We start from the raw sequence: 21,671 nt of genomic DNA on the forward strand, positions 1-21,671 counted from the left end.
ACCGCCTTCGACGAAACGGACAAAACGGCCGCAACCCGCGTCGTTGCGTGGTTTGAATGGTTCTGGAAAGCCACATCAAACCCGCCGGATTAGTCCAAATGCGGGAATAGCTCAGTTGGTAGAGCGCAACCTTGCCAAGGTTGAGGTCGCGAGTTCGAGACTCGTTTCCCGCTCCAGAATTCGAAAGCCGGACAAGATCAGCGTCTTGTCCGGCTTTTTGCTTTCGGGGTGCCAACATGGATACGAAATCCGACGCCTGGCCTGCCGGCTGCGTGCTGCCCGACTACGGGCCGGGCGGAATCTATGGCCTGGCCAGCGCGCTGCGGACCTGGCTGCATGACACCGATGCCGGGCTGGATGTGGCCAGGGTGGCGCCGGGCGAGGCGGCGACCGTCGTGCTGCTCGTCATCGACGGCCTCGGCGCACATGCCCTCGATTCCTTCGGCCGCGGCTCAGCGCTTGCCGCGGACTGGCATGTGACGCTGACTTCGGTGTTTCCGAGCACCACCGCGAGCGCGGTGACCACCCTGATGACGGGTGCCTCACCCGCGGAGCACGGGTTGAACGGCTGGTTCATTCACGACCGGCGCTTCGGAGGCGTCATCGCACCCCTGCCGCTTGAAGCACGCGGCGACGGTCCGCTGCACGCCCTGCGCCTGACGTCGCGCTTGTTTACGCAGCGCTCGATGTTCCGCGACGCGCGCCGGCCGGCCTTTATGGTGTCGCCGCAGCAGATCGCCTTTTCACCCTTTTCGCGTCACCACGCGCGCGGTGCCTGTGTCCGAGGCTACGACACGCTCGAGCGCCTACAGGACGAGATCCTCGGTGCCGTCGAAGGGGTCGGGCGGCAGGGCGGCTTCGTCCATGCGTATTACCCCCGTTTCGATGCGATCAGCCATGCCTACGGCTGCCGCTCGCCGCGCGCGATCGCGTGTTTCCATAAGATCGATGCGATGTACGCGCGCCTGTGCGAGCGCCTGCGCGGAAAGGGCGTGCGCATCCTGGTGACGGCCGACCATGGCTTCATCGACAGCGCACCGGAGCGCACGGTGGGTATCGAGCCCGAATCCGAGGTGGCACGCATGCTCGATGCGCCCCTGTTTGGCGAGCGGCGCCTCGCCTTCTGTGCGGTCCGCGAAGGCGCCCATGAGGAGTTCGAAGCCTGGGCCAGGAACGAGCTGGCAGGACGTGCCGTGGTCATGCGCGGGGAGGACTGCATCGCGTCGGGCGTGTTCGGTCCGGGACGCCGCAACACGCGTCTTGCGGAGCGCGTGGGTACGCATGTGCTGCTGATGGAGCCGGGGTGGACCATCGTCGACCAGGTCGAGGGCGAGGAGCCCTTCACGCTCATCGGCGTCCACGGCGGCTTGACGGCGGACGAGATGCGCGTGCCGCTGGTCCTGGCGACACCCTGAGCCGAGCCCCGGGACCTAGTGAACCTCGTCCTCGCCCGGCGGCAGGGGGACGATCATGATCCCTTCCTCGAGGAGTTCCTCGACATCGTCTGCCGAGGCCTGGCCCCGAATGTTGCGCGCCTCGGCTTCACCATAATGGATGCGACGCGCCTCCTCGGGCAGCCGCTCGCCGACGTCATCGGCGTCGCGTGCCATGTGTCGCAGCAACTGCAGCACGGCAGTAACGGTTTCCGGTGTCACCGTTGCTGCGGCGCCCGGCGTGGCGGGCACGGCGGGGGTGGCGGCAGCCTGTAGGCGCTCCGAGACCGGCTTGTCCTGGGCGCCTTGACGCGTCTGCACATAGGGGGCACTGGGCAGGCGGCGGACCTGCACGCTCGCGCACACCGGGCAACTCACGAGCTGGCGGGCGCACTGATCCTCAAAGGCGTGCGCAGAGGCGAACCAGCCTTCGAAACGATGTTCCTTGTTGCAGCAGAGGTCGAGGACGATCACGATGGTTTGGAAAGGGACGGACTTGCCCCGGTGGATGGCTGGGTCAGGAGTTCCGACCCGACGGACCGGAAATGGTGCCCGGTATGGAGCTCGATCACGCAAGGCCTGCGCTCGCGGATGCTGGATTCGGCTTGGGGCGTGTTGACCTCAAGCCAGCGTGCCATGCTGCTTCAAGAAAAGCAGAAGTGCGATGTGCCGATGGTGCTGGCTCATAGGTCGCGAATTCTGCCACAGCGGCGGGGCAGCATGAATCGCCCCCCCACTGGGCAAGGCGCGGCAGCGCTGCATCCAGACAGGCAGCGTGACCGATGCAGCACTATTGCATGGGAGATGAACGATAAAATGCGGTCTTTACGATAGTTCCGCACATTCGAATGACTCGGCTTCCATAAGCATCCGTGGAATCTGCACGACTTGGCTGCGCGATAGCCGGAGAACAACAGGATTGAATGCGACCTACCGCCTTGGCTTGATGGCTCCACTGACCGGTGTGGTCGAGATCTACGGACCTGAAATCGTGCATGCGGCGACGCTCGCATGCGCGGAGGTCAACGAGCAGGGTGGCGTGTTGGGGCGCGCGCTCGAGCTGCGCGTCGAAGATGATGGCAGCTTGCCCTTGACCGCCGTGCCGGCCGCAGAGCGACTGCTCGATGCCCACGGCTGCGTCGCCCTGATCGGAGACCTGCTTTCGAACTCGCGTATCGCCGTAGCCTCCCAAGTTGCCGATCGGCGCCGGGTGCCGATGCTGAACTTCTCGTTCTACGAGGGCAGCATCAATTCGCGCTACTTCTTTCATTTTGCGGCGCTACCCAACCAGCAGATCGAGCAGATGATTCCCCTCGCAGCCCGAAACTACGGGCTGAAGATGTTTTTCGCGGGCAATAACTACGAGTGGCCGCGAGGCTCGATCGATGCCGCCAAGCGTGCCTTGACCGCGCTGGAAGGCGACGTGGTTGGCGAGGCGTATCTGCCGATTGGTGCCTCCACGGACGAGATCGACGCATTGCTGACACAGGTTGGACGCTCGGGCGCGGACGTCTTCGTGCCGTACTTCGCCGGCGCCGATCAACTGGCCCTGCTTAACCGCTTTGCCGAGCGTGGCCTGAAAAAGCGCATGGCCGTGGTGATGGGGCATTACGATGAAATGATGGCCAGCCGGCTGTCACCCGAGGTGCGCGAAGGGCTGTATTCCAGCAATACCTACTTCATGTCCCTCGAGACGCCTGGCAATCGCGACTGCTTGCGGCGTCTGAGCGAACTTCCCGGCATCACGGGCATCTGGCCCAATGGCAACGGCGTCCTCACCAACTTTGGCGAGGCGGCCTATCTGTGCGTGCATGCGTTTGCCAACGCCGCCCGGGCGGCCGGTACGGTCGAGCCCGAGGCTTTGGTTGATGCGTTGGAGCAGGTCCGCGTCAGTGGTCCGCAGGGCGTCGTGACAATGGATCCGGTCACGCATCACGCCAGCGTCAATGTCTGTCTGGCGCGCTGCCAGCGAGACGGTACGTTCGAGATTGTTGAGCACTTCGGCTGCATTGCGCCGCGAATTCCGGAGCGCTATCGATCGCATGCCGACGCCCGCCACATGCAGGCTTCATCGTCCAGTCCTGCCTTGACCGCTCGACTCGCCGCCGAGATCGGAGGTGCCCACCGTCCGCTGGACAGTGCGCAGCAAATCCTGTCGGTGGCCGACATGGCGATTCTGGCGACCGATGCGGAAGGCGTCATCACCCAGGCCAATGAGAGCGCGCAGGTGATGTTCGGCTATGAGGAAGGCGAGTTGATCGGCTTGCCTGTGCATGTGCTGCTGCCCCCGCATTTCCGCCAACGCCACGCCGAGCTGGTCAAGGCCTTTGTAGAAGGCGAGACAACCGAGCGCAGGATGGGGCGGCGCAACGAGATTACCGGTTATCGCAAGGACGGCAGCTTTTTCCCGCTCGAGGCCTCGATCGCGAAATTCCACAACGGTGATGGCTGGCTGATGGTGGTCACCATGCGTGACATCACGGAGCGCAAGCGCGCCGAAGAAGCACTGACGCTGCAGGCGACACATGATCCGCTGACCGGGTTGCCGAATCGGGCACTGATCCGTGACCGCCTGACCAATGCCTTGCACCGTTCTCGCCGCAGTGGCTCGAGCGTTGCGTTGCTGTTCGTCGATCTGGATGGCTTCAAGCTGATCAACGGCACCCATGGCCACGAGGCGGGTGACGAACTGCTCAAATCGGTGGCCGCTCGCCTGATCGAACAGGTGCGGCCGGGTGACACGGTCGCGCGCCTGGCGGGCGATGAGTTCGTGGTGTTGTGCGAGCAGGTCGAACAGCCGACCAGCATGTCGGTGCTGGCCGAGCGGATCAACGACACCTTGCGCCAGCCGATCGATTTTGCCGGCAGTAGCTTGTTCGTGTCGGCCAGCATTGGCATCGCGATCGGCAGTGGCAGCACGCATTCTGCCGACGATCTGCTGCGCCACGCCGATACGGCGATGTACGCGGTCAAGGCTGGGGGGCGTGACGGCTGGCAGTTCTTCAGTGACAGTCTCGAGGAACAGGCGCGCCAGCGGCTGGAGATCAACAACGGTTTGCGTAAGGCGTTGGAGAGAGATGAACTGTCGGTTCGCTACCAACCGATCGTCGCAGCGGAGACCGGCCGGATCATCGGCGCCGAGTTGCTGCTGCGCTGGCACCCACCCGGCGGAGAGATTTCCCCGGCCACCTTCATCCCGATTGCCGAGCTGACCGGCGTCATCGTACCGATTGGAAAGTGGGTGTTTCGTGAAGCGTGCCGCGCCGAAGTGGCGTGGCGCAGCCGCTGGGGTGAGCAAGCGCCCTATGTGTCGCTGAACCTTTCGGCGCGACAGCTCAGCGATGACGGCATCGTCGACGATTTTGCCGACATGCTGCGTCAGACAGGCGCCAACCCTGCACGCTTGCTGCTGGAGATTACCGAGACATCGCTGATGGCCGATGTCGAGGCCAATCTGAAGGTGCTGCGTCATCTTGCCGATTTCGGATTGCGTGTCGCAGTGGATGACTTCGGTACGGGCTATTCCTCACTGGCGCAATTGACCCGCCTTCCCGTCGATGTGCTGAAGATTGATCGCGCATTCGTGGATGGCCTGGAGAAGAGTGACGACAGCCGCACGATCATTCGTGCGGTGATCAGTCTCGGGCGTGCGCTCGGTTTGAAGCTGGTGGCAGAGGGGGTGGAGAATCCGGAGCAGCAGCGTGAGCTGTGCGCTTACGGTTGCGACATGCTGCAGGGCTACTATTTCAATCGGCCACTCGTCGAAGCGGAATTTGCGAACTGTCTGACCAACCAGTTCTCAGACGCGATGCCCGCGTGCGCTGAACCACTCTATTTCGTGCTCTACGTCAGCCGCGCCACCCCGCATTTCAATCGCCAGGGGCTTGAGGATTTCAAACGCAAGATTCGCCGCAATAATCGCCGCGCAGGCGTGTCGGGTTGCCTGCTACACATGGACGGTGAGTTCATGCAGATGGTGGAAGGCAAGCGGGATGAACTGCAGAAACTCATCGAAGTCATCCGCACCGATCCGCAGCACCGAGACATGCGTGTCGTCATTGAAGGTCCGACACATCGCCGCATGTTCAGCGATTGGGGCATGGTGGTACGTGACTTCGAGTCAGAATTCGAGCGTTTGCCGCTGGAGTTCATGCAGAGAGGGGAGCGTCCCCTAGGCTTCACCGAGCTCGCGGATGACCCTCGATTGTGCTTCGCCTTCATCACGGCGCATGCGATGGAAAGCGGTTTCAATCTCTGATAGGTGAAGTCGGCGAGCGCGCTTCCGCATGCTGGTGACGCTTCGGGGTCGCGCGTGGCCGAATGATGGAAGATCGCGATCGACCTCGGTCCCGCGGCGACGACCCTGGAAGGCGAAACAGGCGAGGTTGCGTTGATTGCTGCGATCTATCTGATCGATCTTAGAGATAGTCGAGCAGGGGGCCCGCTGGCACGATGCCCGTCGGGTTCAGCGCCTTGATCGAGTAGTACCCAGCCTTGATATGGTCGGCTTGCACGCTGCTGGTAAAGGCCGGCAGCGCCAGCAGGCGGCGGAGATAGGCCATCACGTTCGGGTAGGCGGAGAGCGGGCGCAGGTTGCACTTGAACAACCCGTAATAGGCGAGATCGAACCGGACCAACGTTACGAAGGCGCGGATGTCCGTCTCGGTGAGGCGCTCGCCCGCCAGCCATTGGCTACCCTTGAGCCGGGCATCCATCCAGGCGAGGCAGTCGAACACCTGTCGAACCGCTTCGTCATAGGCTGCCTGCGTGGTCGCGAACCCGGCCTGATACACGCCATTGTTGAAGTCTGCGTAGAGACGGGCGTTGGTGGCGTCGATCGCATCGATCAGCGCGGCTGGGCGCAGGTCAACGTCGTTTCGCGCCAGGGCGTCGAAATCGCGGTTCAGGATCTGCAGGATGTCGGCCGACTCGTTGTTGACGATGGTGTTGCGCGATCGGTCCCACAGCACGGGCACGGTTGCGCGTCCGGTGTAGGTCGGGTCTGCACGGCTATACAGCTCGTGCATGTGGCTCGCGCCGTTGATGTCGTCGCGGTCGGTGCCGAGTTCGCCGCTGAAAGCCCAGCCCTGGTCGGTGAGGCGCGGATCCACCACGCGGACGTCGATCGCGTGCTCCAGCCCCTTGAGCCGCAGCGCGATGAGGGTGCGACAGGCCCACGGGCAGATGTAGGCGACGTACAGCACGTAGCGCCCGGCCTCCGGTGTGAAGCCTTCAGGGCTCTCCACGCCGATGCGATGCCGAAAGCCGGAGGTCTGGCGGATAAATCGCCCCTCGTCGTCGCTCGCCTGCACCGGCTGCCACTTTTCCACCCACTGTCCGTTGATCAACATGCGCCCTTGCTCCTTTCTTCGATTGGTCCTTGCGTGGATGACAAGGTATTGCCTTGTGAGATGGAGATAAACCCCCGTTTGGAGCATTGACTGTTTCCCTGATCGCAACAAAAGCGGTCTCCTGCTGGGCTCACCAACCCGGCGGTGGCGCGGCAAAACGCTCGGCGAGAAAGTCGACCAGCGCGCGCACCTTCGGCGGAACGAACTTACGCGTCGGATATAGCGCATAGATGCCGAGCGCGACGGATCGACACGCGGGCATCAGCTCTACGAGCGCGCCGGCCGCCAGATCGTCGGCGACCAGGAACCCCGGTTGCAGGATCACCCCCTGACCGGCGAGCGCCATCGCGCGGCAGGTGTCGCCGCTGTTGGTGTGTACGGCGGGCCGCGTGCGCACGCTCACGCGCCCGTCCGGCCCGTCGAACTGCCACTCGTCACCGCCGGACCAGTAGCTGTAGGCGATGACCGTGTGACTGGCGAGGTCTGCGGGGACGTGCGGCGTGCCATGGGCCGCCAGATAAGCGGGGGCGGCGCACAGCACGATGCGTGTGCGGGCGAGTTGCCGGCAGACGAGGGTGGAACTGGGCAGGGCGGCGATGCGGATCGCCACATCGAAGCCTTCCTCGACGAGGTCGACGGTGCGGTCCGACAGCGTCACTTCGAGCCGCACCTGCGGGTGCAGGTCGCGGAACGGGCCCCACAGGGGCGCGAGGTGCCGAATGCCGAAGGTGACCGGCGCGTTGATGCGTAAGAGCCCGCGTGCCGCGCCACTGCGCGAATGCAGCTCGGCTTCGGCTTCTTCGAGCCCGGCGAGCAATTCCCGGCTGCGAGCGTAGAAGCGCTCCCCATCCTCGGTCAGGGACAGGCGCCGGGTCGTGCGGTGAAGGAGGCGCACGCCGAGCCGCGTCTCCAGTTCGCCCACATAGCGCGAGGTGGCCGCCTTGGACAAGCCGAGCGCTTCGGCCGCGCCGACGAAGCTGCCGGCATCGACGACCGCGCAGAAGGTCTGCATCTCGACAAATCGGTCCATTGTCTCTCCTGCCGGAACAGTCTCTCACTTGGATGACGGTTTATCTCACTCCGGGGGCGCCGTAAAGTGCCCCCATGATCATGCGCCGGCTTGCATCGCCGGGCCCGCCGGGCCCCGAGCGACACCCGGCAGTCAGCCCAAGCAATCGCCGCCCAGTTGGAGGACCCTGATGCAAACGCTGCCCACTCTGTTTGTCTCGCACGGCGCGCCGACCTTCGCACTCGACCCCGGCCTCGCCGGTGCAAATCTTGCGGCGCTCGGCCGTCGGCTTCCTCGTCCACAGGCTGTGCTAGTGATGTCTCCGCACTGGATGACCCGCCAGCCGCAGGCCACGCTGTCGCTTCGGCCTGAAACCATCCACGACTTCGGCGGCTTCGACCCTGCCCTCTACACGCTGCAGTACCCGGCCGAGGGCGCCCATCTTGCCGCGCGGCGTGCGCTCGAGCTGCTGCAGGCGGCCGGTCTGGCCGCCGCTCCGAATGCCGATCGCGGCCTCGACCATGGTGCCTGGGTGCCCTTGTTGCACCTGTATCCCCAGGCCGACATCCCGGTGTTTCAGGTGTCGCTGCCGATGTGGCTTGATGCCGATGGTGCCTACGATTACGGGCGCGCGCTCGCGCCGCTGGCTGACGAAGGCGTGCTGATCGTGGGCTCGGGCAGCCTGACCCATAACCTGTACGAGTTCCGCCTCGGTGATCCACGCGCTGAAAGCTATGCGGCGGAGTTCGCACACTGGGTGCGCGACGCAGTGCTGGCGGGCGATCACTCTCGTCTGCGCCAGGCGCTCGCGATCGCACCGCATGCCCGCCGCGCGCATCCCACTGCCGAGCATTACCTGCCATTGCTGGTGGCCGCTGGCGCAGCCGCCCAAGCCGTGCCCGCGAGTGTCATCGAAGGTGGCATCGTGCATGGTGTGCTGTCGATGGATTCCTTCCTGTTCGGTGCCGAGTTCCCCGCGCGACTGGGTGCCGACGCGAACGACGCACTGCCCAACTGAGACCCGACCATGTCCGATCAAGATCTCATCGTTCAACACGTGCCCGTCCCTGCGAGCCGTTCGATTCTGTTGTTCCATGGCGTGGGTTCGCGCCCCGAGGATCTGGTGCCGCTTGCCCACCTCCTCGCCGAGGCCCACCCGGACGCCTGGGTGGTCAGCGTGCGCTCACCCGAGTCCAGTGACCTGGGCAGCGGCTGGCAGTGGTTCTCGGTGCGCGGGGTGACGGAGGAAAACCGCCCGGCGCGTGTTGCCGAGGCCATGCCGTCGTTCGTGCGCTGTGTGCGCGACTGGCAGGCGAGAGCAGGGGTGGATGCCGCTGCCACCACGCTGATCGGCTTCTCGCAGGGGGCGATCATGGCGCTGGAATCGACCCAGCTGCCTGAAACCCTGGCTGCCCGCGTCATCTCGCTCGCCGGCCGCTTTGCCTCGGCACCGCGCGTGGCGCCGGCGCAAACGCAGGTGCATCTGCTGCACGGTGAGCGGGATCAGGTGATCGATCCGCGCTACAGTCTGATGGCGGCCGAAACGTTGCGGGCGCTCGGCGGGGGCGTCTCCGTCGAACTGCTCCCGAACCTGGGGCATGGCGTGGATGCGCGTGTTGCCAGTCGCGTGAAGGCTTTGGCCGGTTGAGTGGTCTGCCTGGGTGGAGGCTCTGGCCGGTAGAGTTCGAGCAGCGGTGTTGTTCGAAGAACGGGACCGTACGGAAAACCGGGGACGATTCGATGATCGTCTGGTACCCGAATGGGCCCGCTTCAGAACGCTTGCCATGTCCCCTGCTCCGATCACGAGGAGGCCGGTGTAGCGACCTCTGATCGATTGCAGAAAAAATGCAGCAAAAAGGTCGATCAAACCGGGCCAAAGCCCGATGGCGCCGTGCAAGTCGTTGTTTTTTTAATGGTACCCGGGACGGGACTCGAACCCGTAAGGCTTGCGCCGGCGGATTTTAAGTCAATATCGAACACAATCGAACGCATAGTAGCACGCTATAGCTCAATGTTTATGCGGGTTGTGGTTGTGGTGGCGCTTGCATCGTGGTGTTGTTTTTGGTTGCTGCGCGGCTTGTTGTGCGCACCAACTACGCACCAGCTACGCACCAACAGGCGCGCATTGCTACAATGCGCGCCCTGCCTGGGTGGCGAAATTGGTAAACGCAGTGGACTTAAAATCCACCGCCTACGGCTTACGGGTTCGAGTCCCGTCCCAGGCACCACGCATCTAGCCTCTATCTGGTCGTAGACCAGACCGATACCCAAAATCTGGGGTTCCCGGAATTCCCGTAGGCTCCGTCGTGCATGCGGAACTGGAAACTCTGCAGATCTGCAGAGTCCCCCGCGCACCCGATGGCCTCTGCAGATCTGCAGAGCCCCCCGCGCACCCGATGGCGCTGCAGAACCCACCGTGCATCACTTCTGCAGGCAGCAGGAGTTCCTGCTTTGAACTACCGGAATTCCGGGATTTCACGCCAGCCCAGGGCGGCGGCGGCCTTGAGCGCGGTGTCGTGGTGCCCGAGCATGTGCGCGGCCAACTTTGCGGCGGCGGCATCCGGGAAGCGTGCCGTCCAGAATGTGCGGGTGGTGTCTGCTGCTGCCAACCTCGCAGCAGCGTTGAGGCGCTTCTGAGTCGTGCCGTGCGGCAGTCGGTCGTGCGCTTGGTTGCATCGGGCACACAGGCCAATCAGAACCCCGACGCCGCGAATATCGCCAGGGTGCAGCGCTGCGAGCGGTGCCGGCATGCGGCAGCAGGCGCAGCGGCGCAGCGGCGCATCAGAGGTCACACGCTTTGCGCAAAGCGCCGATATGCGGAGTTCATTCTTTCCGTCCTCACCGTGTTGAAGTCGAGCGAGGGGTTGAGGTCGGCGAGTCGCGACACAAGGATATCCACGCCTGCACCGTAGACCCGCCAGGCTAAGCCGAAAGGCTCAATCAACAGGCCACGGCGGGCGGCTTCTGCGCGCACGAAGATTTCGCGGGGGTTGGTCGTCATGGCAAGAGTCACTCAGAGGGGCGGCCGGGTCAGTTCCGCCAGGAGGAGGCGCCCGGCCCTTGCGGTGTCGGGAACCCGGCCATTGATCTGTCAGGCACGGCCACGAGGGCGCGCGGAACTCGATGGGTGGTGGGGTTTTACGGTCGAGCCAGTAAAACCGAGCCCGTAGTTGGCGGCGGCGCCGGCGGGCTGCGCGGCCGTAACAGCGCCTCTTGCCAACAGCTCGCCGGCCTCGGTCAGTGCAGCCAAGGCGACAGCAAAGGAGTTCGGCTTCTCCGAGCCGGCCTCGGCTCTCGCCAGAATGCGGCGGCCCATCGTCACGAGATTGGCGGTGCCGCGCGCTCGAGTGCCGCTGTTCGCGTAGGCTGCAACGGCGGTCGCGCCTGGTGCCTTCGCGATCTCCGCGCGGGCTTCGCGTGTGGCCTCTTTCGCGCGATCCAGCGCTTTGCGGAAGGGCTCGGCCAACTCTTGCTGCAGCGGGGGGGCGGCTTCGGCTTCGTCGATAGCGTCGGTAAGGAAGGCGAGCAGCGCATGCGGGGCCAGAACAGCGAGGGCGGGGGCGGTCATTCGAGGACTCCGGCGAGCTTGGCGGCATCGAACGGGATGCCAAGCACCGCCGCGGGGGTGACGCCTGGTCGGCGGGCTGCGCCGGTCTCGGTCACGATGAATTCCTCCTGCATCTCGAGCATGTAGCGGCGGCGCTCCAGCTCGTCGAGTTTCGCGGCACGTTCGGCGGCGGGCAAGGTCGGCGGGTTGCCGGCATCGGCGCGGATCGCGGACACGCGTTGTTCGATTTCGGTCAGCAGGGCATCGCCAAGGCTGTAGGCAAGCCACGGCATCGCATCGCCGGTAAAGGTCTCCATCGTCCACGGCCTGGTTGCAACAGCGATGTTGCGGGCCGTGATGTCGAGGGTGGCGGCGAAGCGGGCGCGGGCGGCCTCGAGCTGCTGACGGACGCCAGCAAGGGCGGCGTCCATCGGCAGCGCGCAGCGGCGCACGGCCATGATTTCGTCAGTAAGCGCGCTGATCTCGTTGCGCACGGCTTGAAGGGTCTGATGCTGGGTCATGTCGCCACGCCTCACAAGTCGAATTTTCGGGAAAGGTCTTTTGCGGCGGAGAACAGCCGCATCAGCGGGGCATGCTGCGCGGTTACGTCGTCGCGCTGCTTCAGCAGTGCATCCATCCGCGCTTGGCAGCGCGCAACGTCGGCTTCAGCGCGGGCAACGATGTCGATTTCGGGCGCGTGCAGGCTCTGCGTGCGCCGTTGGGTTTCAACGAAAAGCCTTCGCCGCGCAAGAATGCGTTTCGCATGGTCGATGTTGGTGGCCTCGTTTTGGATGCGGTCGCCAAGCATCGCAAGGTGCTGATGCGCGGCAGTGCCGGCGGCGATGATCACAAGGGCCTTGGCTGACGCAGCGGGGCGCCAGTCTTCATTCGGTGTGGTCATGCTTCGAATCTCCTTTTGAAATGCAGCTCAAAGTCTGAGCCTGCGGTTATCCGCGTCGTCCGCGTTGGCTTGCCGCGCGGGAGAAGAGCTTGACGATTGCCTCCTCCATGCGCGTGTCGGTATATACGGGCACCTGCGAACCATCAGGCAGCACGAGCGGGCGGCCGGTGAGCGGCGGCAGCGTTGCTGGTGCCGACGTATCCACGCTGGGGATCGATGCGCGCTGCGCCATCGACGAGGCGCCGATCTCGCCCCCAAAGGCGAAGCGGGGCATCAGGCCTTGGTTGATCAACTGCATGTTGGCTGCACCCCACTTGCGGACAGCGGGGCGCTGAATAACCCACTCGCCGGGGGTCCCCCAGTAGGCCACGTGGTCGCTGCGGTCCCCGCGCTCGCTGCCAGGCAGCGGGCCGCCATAGGCTCGCGCGGGTGCGTCTTTAAGCAGGCGGCCAGTTGCAGCGTCTTCCGACGCGGCGTCGACTACGACGAGAGGAACCACGATAGGGTTGGCGGCCAGCTTCGCCTCGAGCGCGGCGCGCAGTTGCTCCGCGCTGGCCTCGGCGCCAGCCTGATCGAAGCCAACCTCGAGCATCTTCAGCCACTCGGCCTTCGCCACCGTTTCGGTGATCAACTGCTGAATCTGCTCTGCCCGTGCGCGTTCCTGCTCGACGGCGGCTGCGGCTTCGGTTTCGAGTCCGGCTGCAGCCTCGTCCTGCACCTGGGCAATCTGGCGCGCCAGGTATTGCAGTACGTAGGCGCTTTCCTGCCCGGACTGGTCGAGCTGCTGCACGATCTGCTTGGCGCGCTCGGCCTGCTTGATTGCGCCTTCCAGATCTCCCTGCCCAGCCAGCCCCCGCGCCTTGGTGATCGCGTTCTGCGCATCGACGCTGCTGCGATCCTTGCTGTCGCCGCCCTGGCCAAGCCCGTCGATGAACTCCTTGTTCGTCTGTGCGAGACTGGCGCGGCGCTTCTCTGCAGCCTCGCGTGCCCTGATTGCCGCGTCGATGCTCTTGGTCGCTTCGCGGTACGCTTTGACCTGCGTGTCGAGCTGCGCGCGCAGGCGGGCGGTTTCTTCTTTCTTGACCTCGGCAAGCCGCTCAGCAAAAGCACGCTCCTGCGTCAGCCGCTCAGATTGTGCGTCCTCAATCTTCTCGGTTGCCTCGGCGATTGCCTCCGCATCCTCGGCCAGTTGCTCGGCCAGCATGCCGGTGCCCTCGGCAGCCGTTTCGGCCGCCTCGCCGGTGCTCATGAAAGCCGGCACCAACAGGGCCGCAGCCGACAGCACAAGCCCGATCGGGCCGCCAAGGAAGCCAAGCGCGCGGCTCAACAGGCCGACGCTGCCGGCGGCACGTGCCATCGCGCCCGCTGCTGCAGTCGCCGTGGCGGCCGTTGTCACCAGTTCCTTTCTGGCCACGCTCGCGACGCCGCCAATCGCCATCGCAACCCGCAAAGACTGCCAAGCTGCAACGTAGCTCTTGAGGGCAAACAGGACGACAGGCGCACCAACAGCCACCGAGCCCAGCGCCGCCACTGCCGTCTGAACCGAGTCAGGAAGGTCGTTGAAGGCGTTGATGACGCCCGTCAGGCCTTCAAGCAGTGGCGTCATCGCGGTGACAGCAAGACCAATGGCGAGTTGAGTGTCCTCAAGCGCCGCATTGAACTCGTTGATCGCTTGCTGCGGTGTGTCCGCCATCGTCGTGAAGGCTTGCTCAGTACTGCCAGCCCTGTTCGCCATCTGGTCGAGAATGTCCGCGAACTGGACGGATTGCGAACCGGTAAGCGCCAGCGCGCCGTTGATCGCCTCCGTACTGCCAAGCAGGATCGCCAGCTTGTCGGCGCTGCCTCCGGTCGCTTGCGTGACCTGTTCGAGGAATCCGGCGAAACCCTGCGACTTGATCGCGGCCAGGCTGAAGTTGAGTCCGAGCTTATCGGCCAGCGTGGCGGCTTCCTTGCTGGGCTTGATCACCGCCGTGAGGATGGCGCGAAGCTGGGTGATCGCTTCCGACGTCTTCGCACCGCCCAACGTGAGCGCCGCGACTCCCGCAAGCAAGTCCTGAAGGCTGGTGCCGGTTTGCGCCGCAAGCGGTGCAACCTGCCCGATCCCTGCAGCTAGCTCGTCGATACTTGACTTGCCAGCCAGAGAGGAAATGAAGAACGTATCGGCAACGTCGGTTGCCGATCCTGCTGCAGCGCCATAGGCGTTCAGCGTGCTCGTGAGCCCGTCGGCAGCAACCGCCACACTCGTGAGGCCGCCAACGGCAAGCTTGTTCGCGACTGCGAGCGTCTCGACAGCGCGGCCCGTGTCCGTGATTCCGGCCGACACAATGTCGTATAGGGCCTCTGCGTTCCGAGTTACCCCCGTACCGAACTCCCGATTCAGCTCGCGGACCTGATTCGCGAGCGCCGGTACGTCGCCAGGGTTGTCGACGTTGGTGCGGATCTTCGCCATCGCAGTCGAGAAATCCGCCGCCAGCCTGGTCGCCGGTCCAAACGTCCCGGATAGCCCTTTGAGCGCAACGGTGCCGGCGGCGAAGTTCGCTGCGGCGCTGGCAAACGCCTCGCTCGAAGAGTCGGTCCTCTCGGCAAGCTCCGCCACGTTCGCGCCGGCCTGCTGCGCTTCCTGCCCCATCTCGCCGAGCACCTGCGTGGCGATCTGCCCGCGTTGCTCGAGCTGCACAAGCTCCTCGCGCAGGCGGCGCTCTGATTCGGCCAGGCTCTTGGTGTCGACGCCAGCGGCCTTGAGATCGCCGCGCATCTTCTGCAGGGCTTGCTGCTTGGCCTGCAGGGCAGACTGCGCCTGTGTGACCTCCTTGCGGGCGCGCGCAAACTCGGCGGTCAGGCCTCGGCTTGGCGTTGCAGTGGCGGCATACTCGCGCCCCAGCGCTTGGGCCCGCTGCTGCGCCTTCTCGAGCGCGACAGCCGCCTCGGCGGTTTCTTTCTTCAGCCCGGCAAAGGCCTCGACGAGCCCCTGCGTGGACTCGATCTTGCGCATCTCCTCGGCAAGCGCGCGGAACTGCGGCGCAAGCTCGCCGCCCGATTCTGCCAGGCGGTCGATCTCATCGGCGAGCGAGCGCACACCGCCGTCGCCGGAGGTCTCGGTGTTGATGCGCAGGGTGACGTCCTGGGCGGCCTTCATTTGTTCGCACCTTCATTGCGCATGAACGCGTCAACCTCTGACGCTTTGAAAAACCGGATGCCGCGCGGGCCGATCCGGATCAGCGTCAACGGCACCTCTCGTGCCTCTGCGGCTGCGGCCAAGGTTTCCGGGTGAAGGCCCAAGCGTGCTGCCACAGTCTTGAGGCGCCAGAGGCCGGGGGTCGATTGGGTCGGGGCGTCGTCGTCGGAGGTCATGGGGCATCTCAGGTTGAATGTGGTCAGCCTGCCAATCAATCGGAGTTGCAGCCTGTGGGCGTTTTTCCGGGCGGGTGGTGCGGTAATGATCGGGTGCGCTCGATTGCGGCGCCTGTGGACGGATGTCTAGCGGTGATGATCGGCAATACGCCGTATCCGCGCCTGTACACGGATGTCCCGATGCGTTTGCGCGGTCGCGGGTGGCCCCACCGGCGCCGGATACAGACGCGGGCAGCGCCCTGGTCAACTGCCGTTGATGCCAGGGGCGGGGCTGGCCTTCCCCTCGAGGCTATCTGCGGAGGCGGGGTCGTCGTCGAATGACTCGGCCATTTCGTCAGCGGTGAACCGATGAAAGAGCCGGCAGGACAAGCGCTCGAGGTCGTCGGGGAGGTTGCCGGCGTGAGCCGAGAGTGCCAGGGCTGGCCACTGGTCAGCGATGCCGGCCAAGAGATCCTGCAAGCGGGACTCGACCTCGTCGACGTGCATGCGCAACTGCACTGCCTGCGCCAGGTCAGCGGCAAGGCGGTCGCGCTCGGCGGTCATGGCTTTCAGCCCTTGCCGCAGCTCGCGTACCTGCTCGCGCAGCTCGGGCACGTCCCGCGCCAGGTCCTTGAACACGCGCGCCCGAAGGCGGGCCGGGTCCGTGCGCTCGAATACCTGCCGGGATGCCACGACGGGATCAAGCAGGCCGTCTGGTCCAAGGCTGATGACGCCGCGGCGAATCCAATCGGACACCGATTGCTTGCTCACCTCGCACATCCGGGCGAACTGCGCGGGACGAACGCGCATCGCCAGTAAGTCCTGAAGACAGAAAGGAAGCAGCGGCGTGGAACTTGACGGCGGTTCGTTTTCCGCCTTGTCGGCTTGGCCTTCGGGGTCGTGCGTCATGTTGTCAGTCAGTTGGTCATGGTTCAGTTGTTCATGGGGGTGCTACCTACCCACAAAACGTGGCTCTCCGTCCCCTTGTGCAGTCGTGCCCACTGGGGCCCCCGGCATTGCAGCGGGGCGGGTGTTGCGGGTGTTTTCAATAGGGGGGGTGGGTCCATGTGTGTGTGTGCGTGCGCGGGCGGGTGGCGCGTACGTGATGGCCTTTCGGCTTTCTCCTATAAACGACCGGGGGGGTAAAAACACCCGCAACACCCGCACTCACGCCCCGAGTTCCTTTTTCAACGAGAGGCCCTTGATGGTCCGCACACCATCCCGGCTGTCGTAGATGGTCACGCCCAAACGCCCGCCACCATCGGCGACGGCTTCGTAAAAGCCGGTGCGGCCCAATGGCTTAACGCCCTCGGTGCTGGCCCACTTGCGGTAGCACTCGAACACCAGCGCGGCGCCTTGCTCGAGCTCGCCACCTGTGGCGCAGTACTCGGTATCCATCAGGAACTGCAACGCGCTATTGTTCGCGCTGCGCCAAGTCTCGATCAGGCGCGAATGCTGCGGCGTCTCAGGCAGGCTACCGCGCTGCGCCAGCTTCCCGGCGCCATCGAGCAGCCAGCCCAATACCGCGCCAGCCTCTTCGGCGTTGATGCGCTCGGCAAGGCCTGTTATCTCGCTGCCAACCGGAATCGGATTGTTGAACTCCACGATGCGCCATCGCCGGAAGAAGGCGTCCGACTTGTCGCGCGTGGGCGGCAGCCGGTTGCAGTTGAAGATGTGCGCGGCCTCGCACACGAATGAAAATGGGCGGTGTGTCGGGTGCCGGCCTTCCACCACGTCGCCACCCGTCACGGCCTTGAAAGGTCCGCCAGGGATCGGCGTGTGTGGGTCGAGTTCGCCCACGATGTTCAGGGTCTTGCCGGCAAGGGCGGCCACGTAATACTCACTGGCCCAGTTCTGCGGACTGGTCGCGCCGATCACGTCGAGCGGAAAGAGCGCGCGGAAGATTTCAAGGATGGTGCTCTTGCCGGTCGAGGTCTTGCCGTAAAGCAGCAGGGCGATACGGTGGCGCCACAGTTGGCGTGTGAGGGCGGCCCCGAGTCCCATTTGCAGCAGTTCGCGCTGTCCATCACCGTCGGCGCCAGGTCCGAAGGCGTTGCCCAGGATGCCGAAGAAAAGCGGGGCCTCTGCCTCGAACTCTGGTGCCTGCATAACCTGCATGCGCTGGCGATGCTCGGGGGTGATCGGCTCACTTCTGATCTCGCCGGTTGCAGTCACGCGCCAGAATTGCCCATCCGCGGCGATGCCGGCCGGGGCGCCTGAGAAAAACTCCGGGTCCTCGCACAACTGACAGAGGTGCCCGACGATCTGCCGGTAATCGGTCGCGCGCCGGCACAGCTTCTGCGTGCCGTAACGGCTCGCCACATGCACCTCGATGTGTTCCTTCGGCCAGGGCTTCCAGAGTTGGTCGGCAGGGTCGATACGGTAGGCGGTGCCCTGGTAGTGAATCGGTGGCCGCCCAGTCTCGTCGGTCGTTGTCTTGATGACGTGCGCGGCGATCTGGTGTTGCGTGGCGTCATCGGAAAGCACATCCGCCTTACGAATGAACTCGTGCACGGCGGCCGTCATGCGGGCATCTCCGGCACAACGCGCAACCGTTCGCGGCCCGCGCCAGGGCGTGGCGGGTGAACGATCAGATCCACACACAAGGCGCCGTAGTCGATCAACGTTTGCGCCAACTTCAGCAGGTGTTCGGGGTTGGCGGCGGCGCTGTGTGCGACATAGACGCGCCGGCCGGCGGCCAATTCGAGCCGCAAGCGTGCGGGGTCATCCTCGGGTTGAACGATGATCTTCGGCGCTGGCAAGGTCTCTGCGATAGGCCAACCGATCGCCACATTCAACGCCTGGTCAAGTGCGGGCGGATCTTCGGCAAGCGCGCGACCGTTGGCGGGGTAGCGGCGGGGGTGTTTGCCGAGCGATCGCCGCGGCAGGGTCATGGACGTTGCGGGAGGGCGGGTGGCAGCTTCGCGCTCGTCATCAATGGCTTCGGCGCATGACTGGCAGAACGTCGCGCAGATCGATGCATTGCTTCCCAAGTCTGCCAAGCGCTTGAGCATGCCGACATTCTCGGGGGTAACGTCACACCCACACCGCCAGCACTCCGTCACGCCCGTTGGCATGAAAACAACCGGGTCGACGGGGTCAAACATCTTGTGCAGGTGCATCAACAGGTTGATAAAATCGTTGGCATCAGTGATGTGGGGTGCGCTCTCGAAAGGGACCGCACCCTTTTCTTTTTCGATGGTCATGGTCTGCGGCTCCCGTTATGCCGCGTGTGCGTCGTTGCCGGCGCGAGCGGCCAGCCATTGTTCATAACGGGTTTTGCTGATCAGCAGCTTCTTGCCAACCCGAACGCAGGCCGGCGCGAGGCCGTTCTTTGCACGGTCACGCAGCTGCCAACGCAGGGTGAAGACACTCAGGATGCGGGGGTACTTGTTCGCCAATTCTTCGACCGTGTGCAGGTCGTCGAGGGGCAGCGCGGCGGGTGTTGTCTCTTTCATGGCGGTCACCTTTGTTGGTTGGTGCGCCTATGCTCCTGCCTTGTGTTGCTGTGGCGTTAGGATCAAATCGGGCGATTATTTCCGTGGCATCGGAACAAGCTTATTTCCAGTTCTCGCTCGAAAGACCTCGCGCGCCTCCCGAGCAGAAAGCACTACCTCGAACACATCCCACTCATCCATGGCGGACAACAGATCGCGCGGGAAGAACTCGTAAAGCCATGCGAAATTGTTGTCGTAGAGGTTGCGGACGGTCTTTTCGTCCACGTCGGTGCCAGTTGCGGAAAGGTCCGCTGCAACTTGAGCGCAGGCGATGGTGTGCGCAGTCCCAAGTTTGAACAGCGCGTGATACCGGAAAAACACATCTTCCCAATCGAGCCGCTCGGGGCGCCCCTTCGGGGATTTGATGCGCAGGGCTGCGGCTGGATCCACTCCATCACCGATGGCAATGAAAGCATTCCCCAGCCAGCGACGGATATTCGGGGGAATCGGCTTGTCGGCGGCGAGCAAGACGCCCACAAGGCGTAGCAGCTTTCTGGCGCTCGGTTCGTCCACCTTGCCAGCGAGAACCGCGTTCGAGAAATGAAATGCGGGATCCTCCTCGAAGGAATCCAGCAGCGCGCTTTTCTTGTTGTCGCTCATTCGCCCACCCCTGCGGCGAGCCCTGGTGATAGGTGCCGCGCCAGCGGGGCAGGGTGTCCCCGTTTTCGGTTGGCCGACCTAGGCGCGGCGTGATCAGTTAATCGTTGCGTGTGTTCTCCCCCGCGCCTTGCCTGCCTTGGGCGTAGTCGAGCGCGGCCGCGATGCAATTGAGGATGAATTGCTCGCCTGCGCTCTCTCCCGGAGTGAGCGGGTCGATGTCGCACTCTGGCGTACGGGTGATTTCGGTCATGCTGCACCCCCTTCCTGGTGGCGGGGGTGGGCATCCAGGACGCCGCAGGCGTAGTTTTCAAACATGCGGCACAAGTCCAGAGCGATGTCGGGATCGTGATTGATGACGTGCTGCAGCGCAGAAAAGGCGCTGGCCATCCGGTTTGCCTCTGCGCGCAGGTCGTCGTACTTTTCCTGAAGGGTATAGGTGGTCATGCTGCACCCCCTTGGCGCTGATCACGACATTGCTCGAATACGGCCGGGGTTTTACCAAATTTCGAGTAAAACCCCAGTGAAGGATGGTAATTACTTTTTTGATTTCTCAGCTCTGAGCGATCAAAAGCCGAAGGGCCGAAGATTCGGCGCAGTGCTTGGTAGCGGGTAAACTGGCTGATAGCCATGATGCAATCTCCTTTATTGCGTTGTGGTCAGGGGGCTTCCAGGCGTTGCCGCGCCTGGTTGCTCCCGCTTGCCTGAGTCCGTCAGGCGGCGGTGTTCTTCTTGCCCACGTTGCCAAGCGCCTTTTCGGCCAGCTCGAGCACGTCATCGGCCGCCAGGTGCTCGTACCGCTTCAGCATGGCAAGCGTCTTGTGTCCGCTGATCATGGCGGCCTGGGCCAAGTTGGCGCCGTTACGGATAACCTTCGTCACCCCGGTGTGCCTCGTGGTGTGAATGACGACGCGGTGCAGCGGGTCTTTGCTGTCATCCAGACCGGCGCGGGCGCGCACTGTCTGCCACGTGGTGTCCACGTTCTTCGGGCGCTCCGGGCGCTTGGGGTCATAGAAAACGAAGTCGCTGCCCAGCGGACGCACCTTGGCGAATGCGGCCAATTCGGCGCGCACTTCTGCCACCAGCGGCAATGCACGCGGGCTGCCGTTCTTCGTCTTGCCCAGGATCGCGAACCCTCGCGCCAGGTCGACGTCGCGCCATTGCAGGTTCAGCAGTTCAGATTTTCTGGCGGCGGTGGTGAGGAGCATCAGCACGAAAAGGTGCATGCCTTCCCACGTCGCGTCCTTCGCAGCTTCCAGCAGGCGGGTTTCTTCGTCAGGCGTAAGGATGCGCTGCCGTCCGGGGCCTTCTTTCAGGCGCTTGACCTTGCCGCCCTTCATGGGGTGGCTGTCGATTACGCCATGTTGTAGCGCGAAGCTCAGGACGGCCGACAGAGCGGCCTGATATCGGTTGATCGTTGCGGGGGTGAGTGGCTTGTCTGTCGGCTTGCTGCCAGCGGCGCCACGTCGGTGTGCGCGCCTGGTGCGCAGAGTCAGCACGCATCCGTTGATGTCGCCGTGGGTCAGCTCGGCAATCGGCCGGTCGCCCAGCTGGTCGCGCCAGAACTCGAGGTGCGCGGGCGATGCGTACTTGCATACGCCGGCATGCACGAAGTCCTCGATCAGGTCTGCGAGTGTCTTGCCACGTGGGCGTGCGGTGCGCTCGAGCGCGGCATCGGTTTCATTGTTGCGCAGCCAGTCCTGCGCCTCGCGCTTCGTCGCGAAAACCTTTGATCTGCTGGCGAACCCAGCGCGGCGGATGTGCGCACGGTAGTCGGTGACGGTCTTGCCGGTCGCCTTGTCCGTCCGCTTCCTTTCGACAATGGAACCCATTTTCCCTGCCTCCTCTGATCAACTACGCACCGCACTACGCACGGCGCGCTAAGTTGTTGAGGATTATAGGGTGTCAAAAGTTTTTAAGTCCGCTATGGTTACCAATTTCATCACCCGGGCAGGGTGTGCGCTACAGCGCCATGGGGGTGATCACAGGCGCGGCAGGCAGCACCG

At 64.2% G+C, this 21,671-nt stretch carries 23 protein-coding genes and 2 tRNA genes; 6 read left to right on the top strand and 19 right to left on the bottom strand.

From position 1 onward, the window contains the following. The first annotated feature begins 100 nt into the window (after window positions 1–100). Together AC731_RS04270 and AC731_RS04275 are read left to right on the top strand one after the other, a co-directional pair. Window positions 101–176, top strand: a tRNA-Gly gene (locus tag AC731_RS04270). Between the two features lie 60 nt (window positions 177–236). Then, window positions 237–1,415, top strand: a complete 1,179-nt coding sequence (locus tag AC731_RS04275) for an alkaline phosphatase family protein (protein WP_004251560.1) — start codon at window positions 237–239, stop codon at window positions 1,413–1,415. A 15-nt stretch (window positions 1,416–1,430) separates the two neighbouring features. Here the strand turns inward: AC731_RS04275 and AC731_RS04280 are convergent, their stop codons facing one another. After that, window positions 1,431–1,907, bottom strand: a complete 477-nt coding sequence (locus AC731_RS04280) for a DUF1178 family protein (RefSeq protein ID WP_004251557.1) — start codon at window positions 1,905–1,907, stop codon at window positions 1,431–1,433. Between the two features lie 445 nt (window positions 1,908–2,352). Between AC731_RS04280 and AC731_RS04285 the strand changes: the two genes are divergently transcribed. Further along, window positions 2,353–5,691, top strand: coding sequence for an EAL domain-containing protein (locus AC731_RS04285; RefSeq protein WP_205626632.1), 3,339 nt, complete (start codon window positions 2,353–2,355; stop codon window positions 5,689–5,691). Between the two features lie 160 nt (window positions 5,692–5,851). Here the strand turns inward: AC731_RS04285 and AC731_RS04290 are convergent, their stop codons facing one another. Further along, window positions 5,852–6,784, bottom strand: coding sequence for a glutathione S-transferase family protein (locus AC731_RS04290; RefSeq protein WP_048709454.1), 933 nt, complete (start codon window positions 6,782–6,784; stop codon window positions 5,852–5,854). 130 nt (window positions 6,785–6,914) lie between these two features. Continuing rightward, a complete protein-coding gene (locus AC731_RS04295) occupies window positions 6,915–7,814 on the bottom strand; it encodes a LysR family transcriptional regulator (protein ID WP_048709456.1) in 900 nt (299 codons plus the stop codon). Between the two features lie 169 nt (window positions 7,815–7,983). Here AC731_RS04295 and AC731_RS04300 point away from each other — a divergent pair, with 169 nt between their 5' ends. The 3 genes from AC731_RS04300 to AC731_RS04310 all read left to right on the top strand — a co-directional run bounded on the left by AC731_RS04300 (window position 7,984) and on the right by AC731_RS04310 (window position 10,021). Continuing rightward, window positions 7,984–8,811, top strand: a complete 828-nt coding sequence (locus tag AC731_RS04300) for a dioxygenase family protein (RefSeq protein WP_004251546.1) — start codon at window positions 7,984–7,986, stop codon at window positions 8,809–8,811. Window positions 8,812–8,820: 9 nt separating this feature from the next. Then, entirely contained in the window at window positions 8,821–9,441 is a 621-nt protein-coding gene (ypfH, locus tag AC731_RS04305) for an esterase (protein WP_004251544.1), read from the top strand. Between the two features lie 496 nt (window positions 9,442–9,937). Further along, window positions 9,938–10,021: transfer RNA gene (locus AC731_RS04310), tRNA-Leu, on the top strand. Window positions 10,022–10,249: 228 nt separating this feature from the next. On the opposite strand, the gene AC731_RS04315 is transcribed toward AC731_RS04310, so the two are convergent. From AC731_RS04315 to AC731_RS04380, 16 genes are all read right to left on the bottom strand, one after another. Beyond that, the gene (locus AC731_RS04315; RefSeq protein ID WP_156480638.1) at window positions 10,250–10,543 is read right to left on the bottom strand and encodes a hypothetical protein; all 294 of its coding nucleotides are present in this window, start codon (window positions 10,541–10,543) and stop codon (window positions 10,250–10,252) included. A 38-nt stretch (window positions 10,544–10,581) separates the two neighbouring features. Then, a complete protein-coding gene (locus AC731_RS04320; protein WP_048709459.1) occupies window positions 10,582–10,794 on the bottom strand; it encodes a hypothetical protein in 213 nt (70 codons plus the stop codon). A 90-nt stretch (window positions 10,795–10,884) separates the two neighbouring features. Beyond that, window positions 10,885–11,361, bottom strand: a complete 477-nt coding sequence (locus AC731_RS04325) for a hypothetical protein (RefSeq protein ID WP_048709461.1) — start codon at window positions 11,359–11,361, stop codon at window positions 10,885–10,887. Further along, window positions 11,358–11,861: a hypothetical protein gene (locus AC731_RS04330; protein WP_048709462.1), complete on the bottom strand. Its 504-nt coding sequence runs from the start codon at window positions 11,859–11,861 to the stop codon at window positions 11,358–11,360. Before AC731_RS04330 ends, AC731_RS04325 begins: the two co-directional genes overlap by 4 nt. A gap of 11 nt (window positions 11,862–11,872) precedes the next feature. After that, entirely contained in the window at window positions 11,873–12,241 is a 369-nt protein-coding gene (locus tag AC731_RS19770) for a hypothetical protein (protein ID WP_156480639.1), read from the bottom strand. 46 nt (window positions 12,242–12,287) lie between these two features. Next, window positions 12,288–15,377: a phage tail tape measure protein gene (locus AC731_RS04340; protein WP_048709465.1), complete on the bottom strand. Its 3,090-nt coding sequence runs from the start codon at window positions 15,375–15,377 to the stop codon at window positions 12,288–12,290. Next, complete coding sequence (locus AC731_RS04345; protein ID WP_048709466.1) at window positions 15,374–15,592, bottom strand: helix-turn-helix transcriptional regulator; 219 nt, start codon at window positions 15,590–15,592, stop codon at window positions 15,374–15,376. The genes AC731_RS04340 and AC731_RS04345 overlap by 4 nt, the downstream gene beginning before the upstream one ends. A 243-nt stretch (window positions 15,593–15,835) precedes the next feature. After that, window positions 15,836–16,480, bottom strand: coding sequence for a coiled-coil domain-containing protein (locus AC731_RS04350; protein WP_048709469.1), 645 nt, complete (start codon window positions 16,478–16,480; stop codon window positions 15,836–15,838). A gap of 258 nt (window positions 16,481–16,738) precedes the next feature. Beyond that, window positions 16,739–18,097 carry a DNA primase family protein gene (locus AC731_RS04355; protein WP_048709471.1) on the bottom strand — a complete coding sequence of 453 codons (1,359 nt, stop codon included), beginning with the start codon at window positions 18,095–18,097 and terminating at the stop codon, window positions 16,739–16,741. After that, a complete protein-coding gene (locus AC731_RS04360) occupies window positions 18,094–18,777 on the bottom strand; it encodes a hypothetical protein (RefSeq protein ID WP_048709475.1) in 684 nt (227 codons plus the stop codon). The genes AC731_RS04355 and AC731_RS04360 overlap by 4 nt, the downstream gene beginning before the upstream one ends. Window positions 18,778–18,792: 15 nt before the next feature. Beyond that, window positions 18,793–19,029, bottom strand: coding sequence for a hypothetical protein (locus AC731_RS04365; protein WP_048709477.1), 237 nt, complete (start codon window positions 19,027–19,029; stop codon window positions 18,793–18,795). 75 nt (window positions 19,030–19,104) lie between these two features. Continuing rightward, window positions 19,105–19,668, bottom strand: a complete 564-nt coding sequence (locus AC731_RS04370) for a hypothetical protein (RefSeq protein ID WP_048709483.1) — start codon at window positions 19,666–19,668, stop codon at window positions 19,105–19,107. A gap of 97 nt (window positions 19,669–19,765) precedes the next feature. Beyond that, window positions 19,766–19,918: a hypothetical protein gene (locus AC731_RS19775; RefSeq protein WP_156480640.1), complete on the bottom strand. Its 153-nt coding sequence runs from the start codon at window positions 19,916–19,918 to the stop codon at window positions 19,766–19,768. Further along, complete coding sequence (locus AC731_RS04375; protein WP_048709486.1) at window positions 19,915–20,112, bottom strand: hypothetical protein; 198 nt, start codon at window positions 20,110–20,112, stop codon at window positions 19,915–19,917. Before AC731_RS04375 ends, AC731_RS19775 begins: the two co-directional genes overlap by 4 nt. Next, window positions 20,109–20,297 carry a hypothetical protein gene (locus AC731_RS19780; RefSeq protein ID WP_156480641.1) on the bottom strand — a complete coding sequence of 63 codons (189 nt, stop codon included), beginning with the start codon at window positions 20,295–20,297 and terminating at the stop codon, window positions 20,109–20,111. The genes AC731_RS04375 and AC731_RS19780 overlap by 4 nt, the downstream gene beginning before the upstream one ends. An 81-nt stretch (window positions 20,298–20,378) precedes the next feature. After that, window positions 20,379–21,497, bottom strand: a complete 1,119-nt coding sequence (locus AC731_RS04380) for a tyrosine-type recombinase/integrase (protein WP_048709488.1) — start codon at window positions 21,495–21,497, stop codon at window positions 20,379–20,381. Between the last annotated feature and the right edge of the window lie 174 nt (window positions 21,498–21,671).

The sequence above is a fragment of the Thauera humireducens genome (assembly GCF_001051995.2).
Lineage (GTDB): Bacteria > Pseudomonadota > Gammaproteobacteria > Burkholderiales > Rhodocyclaceae > Thauera > Thauera humireducens.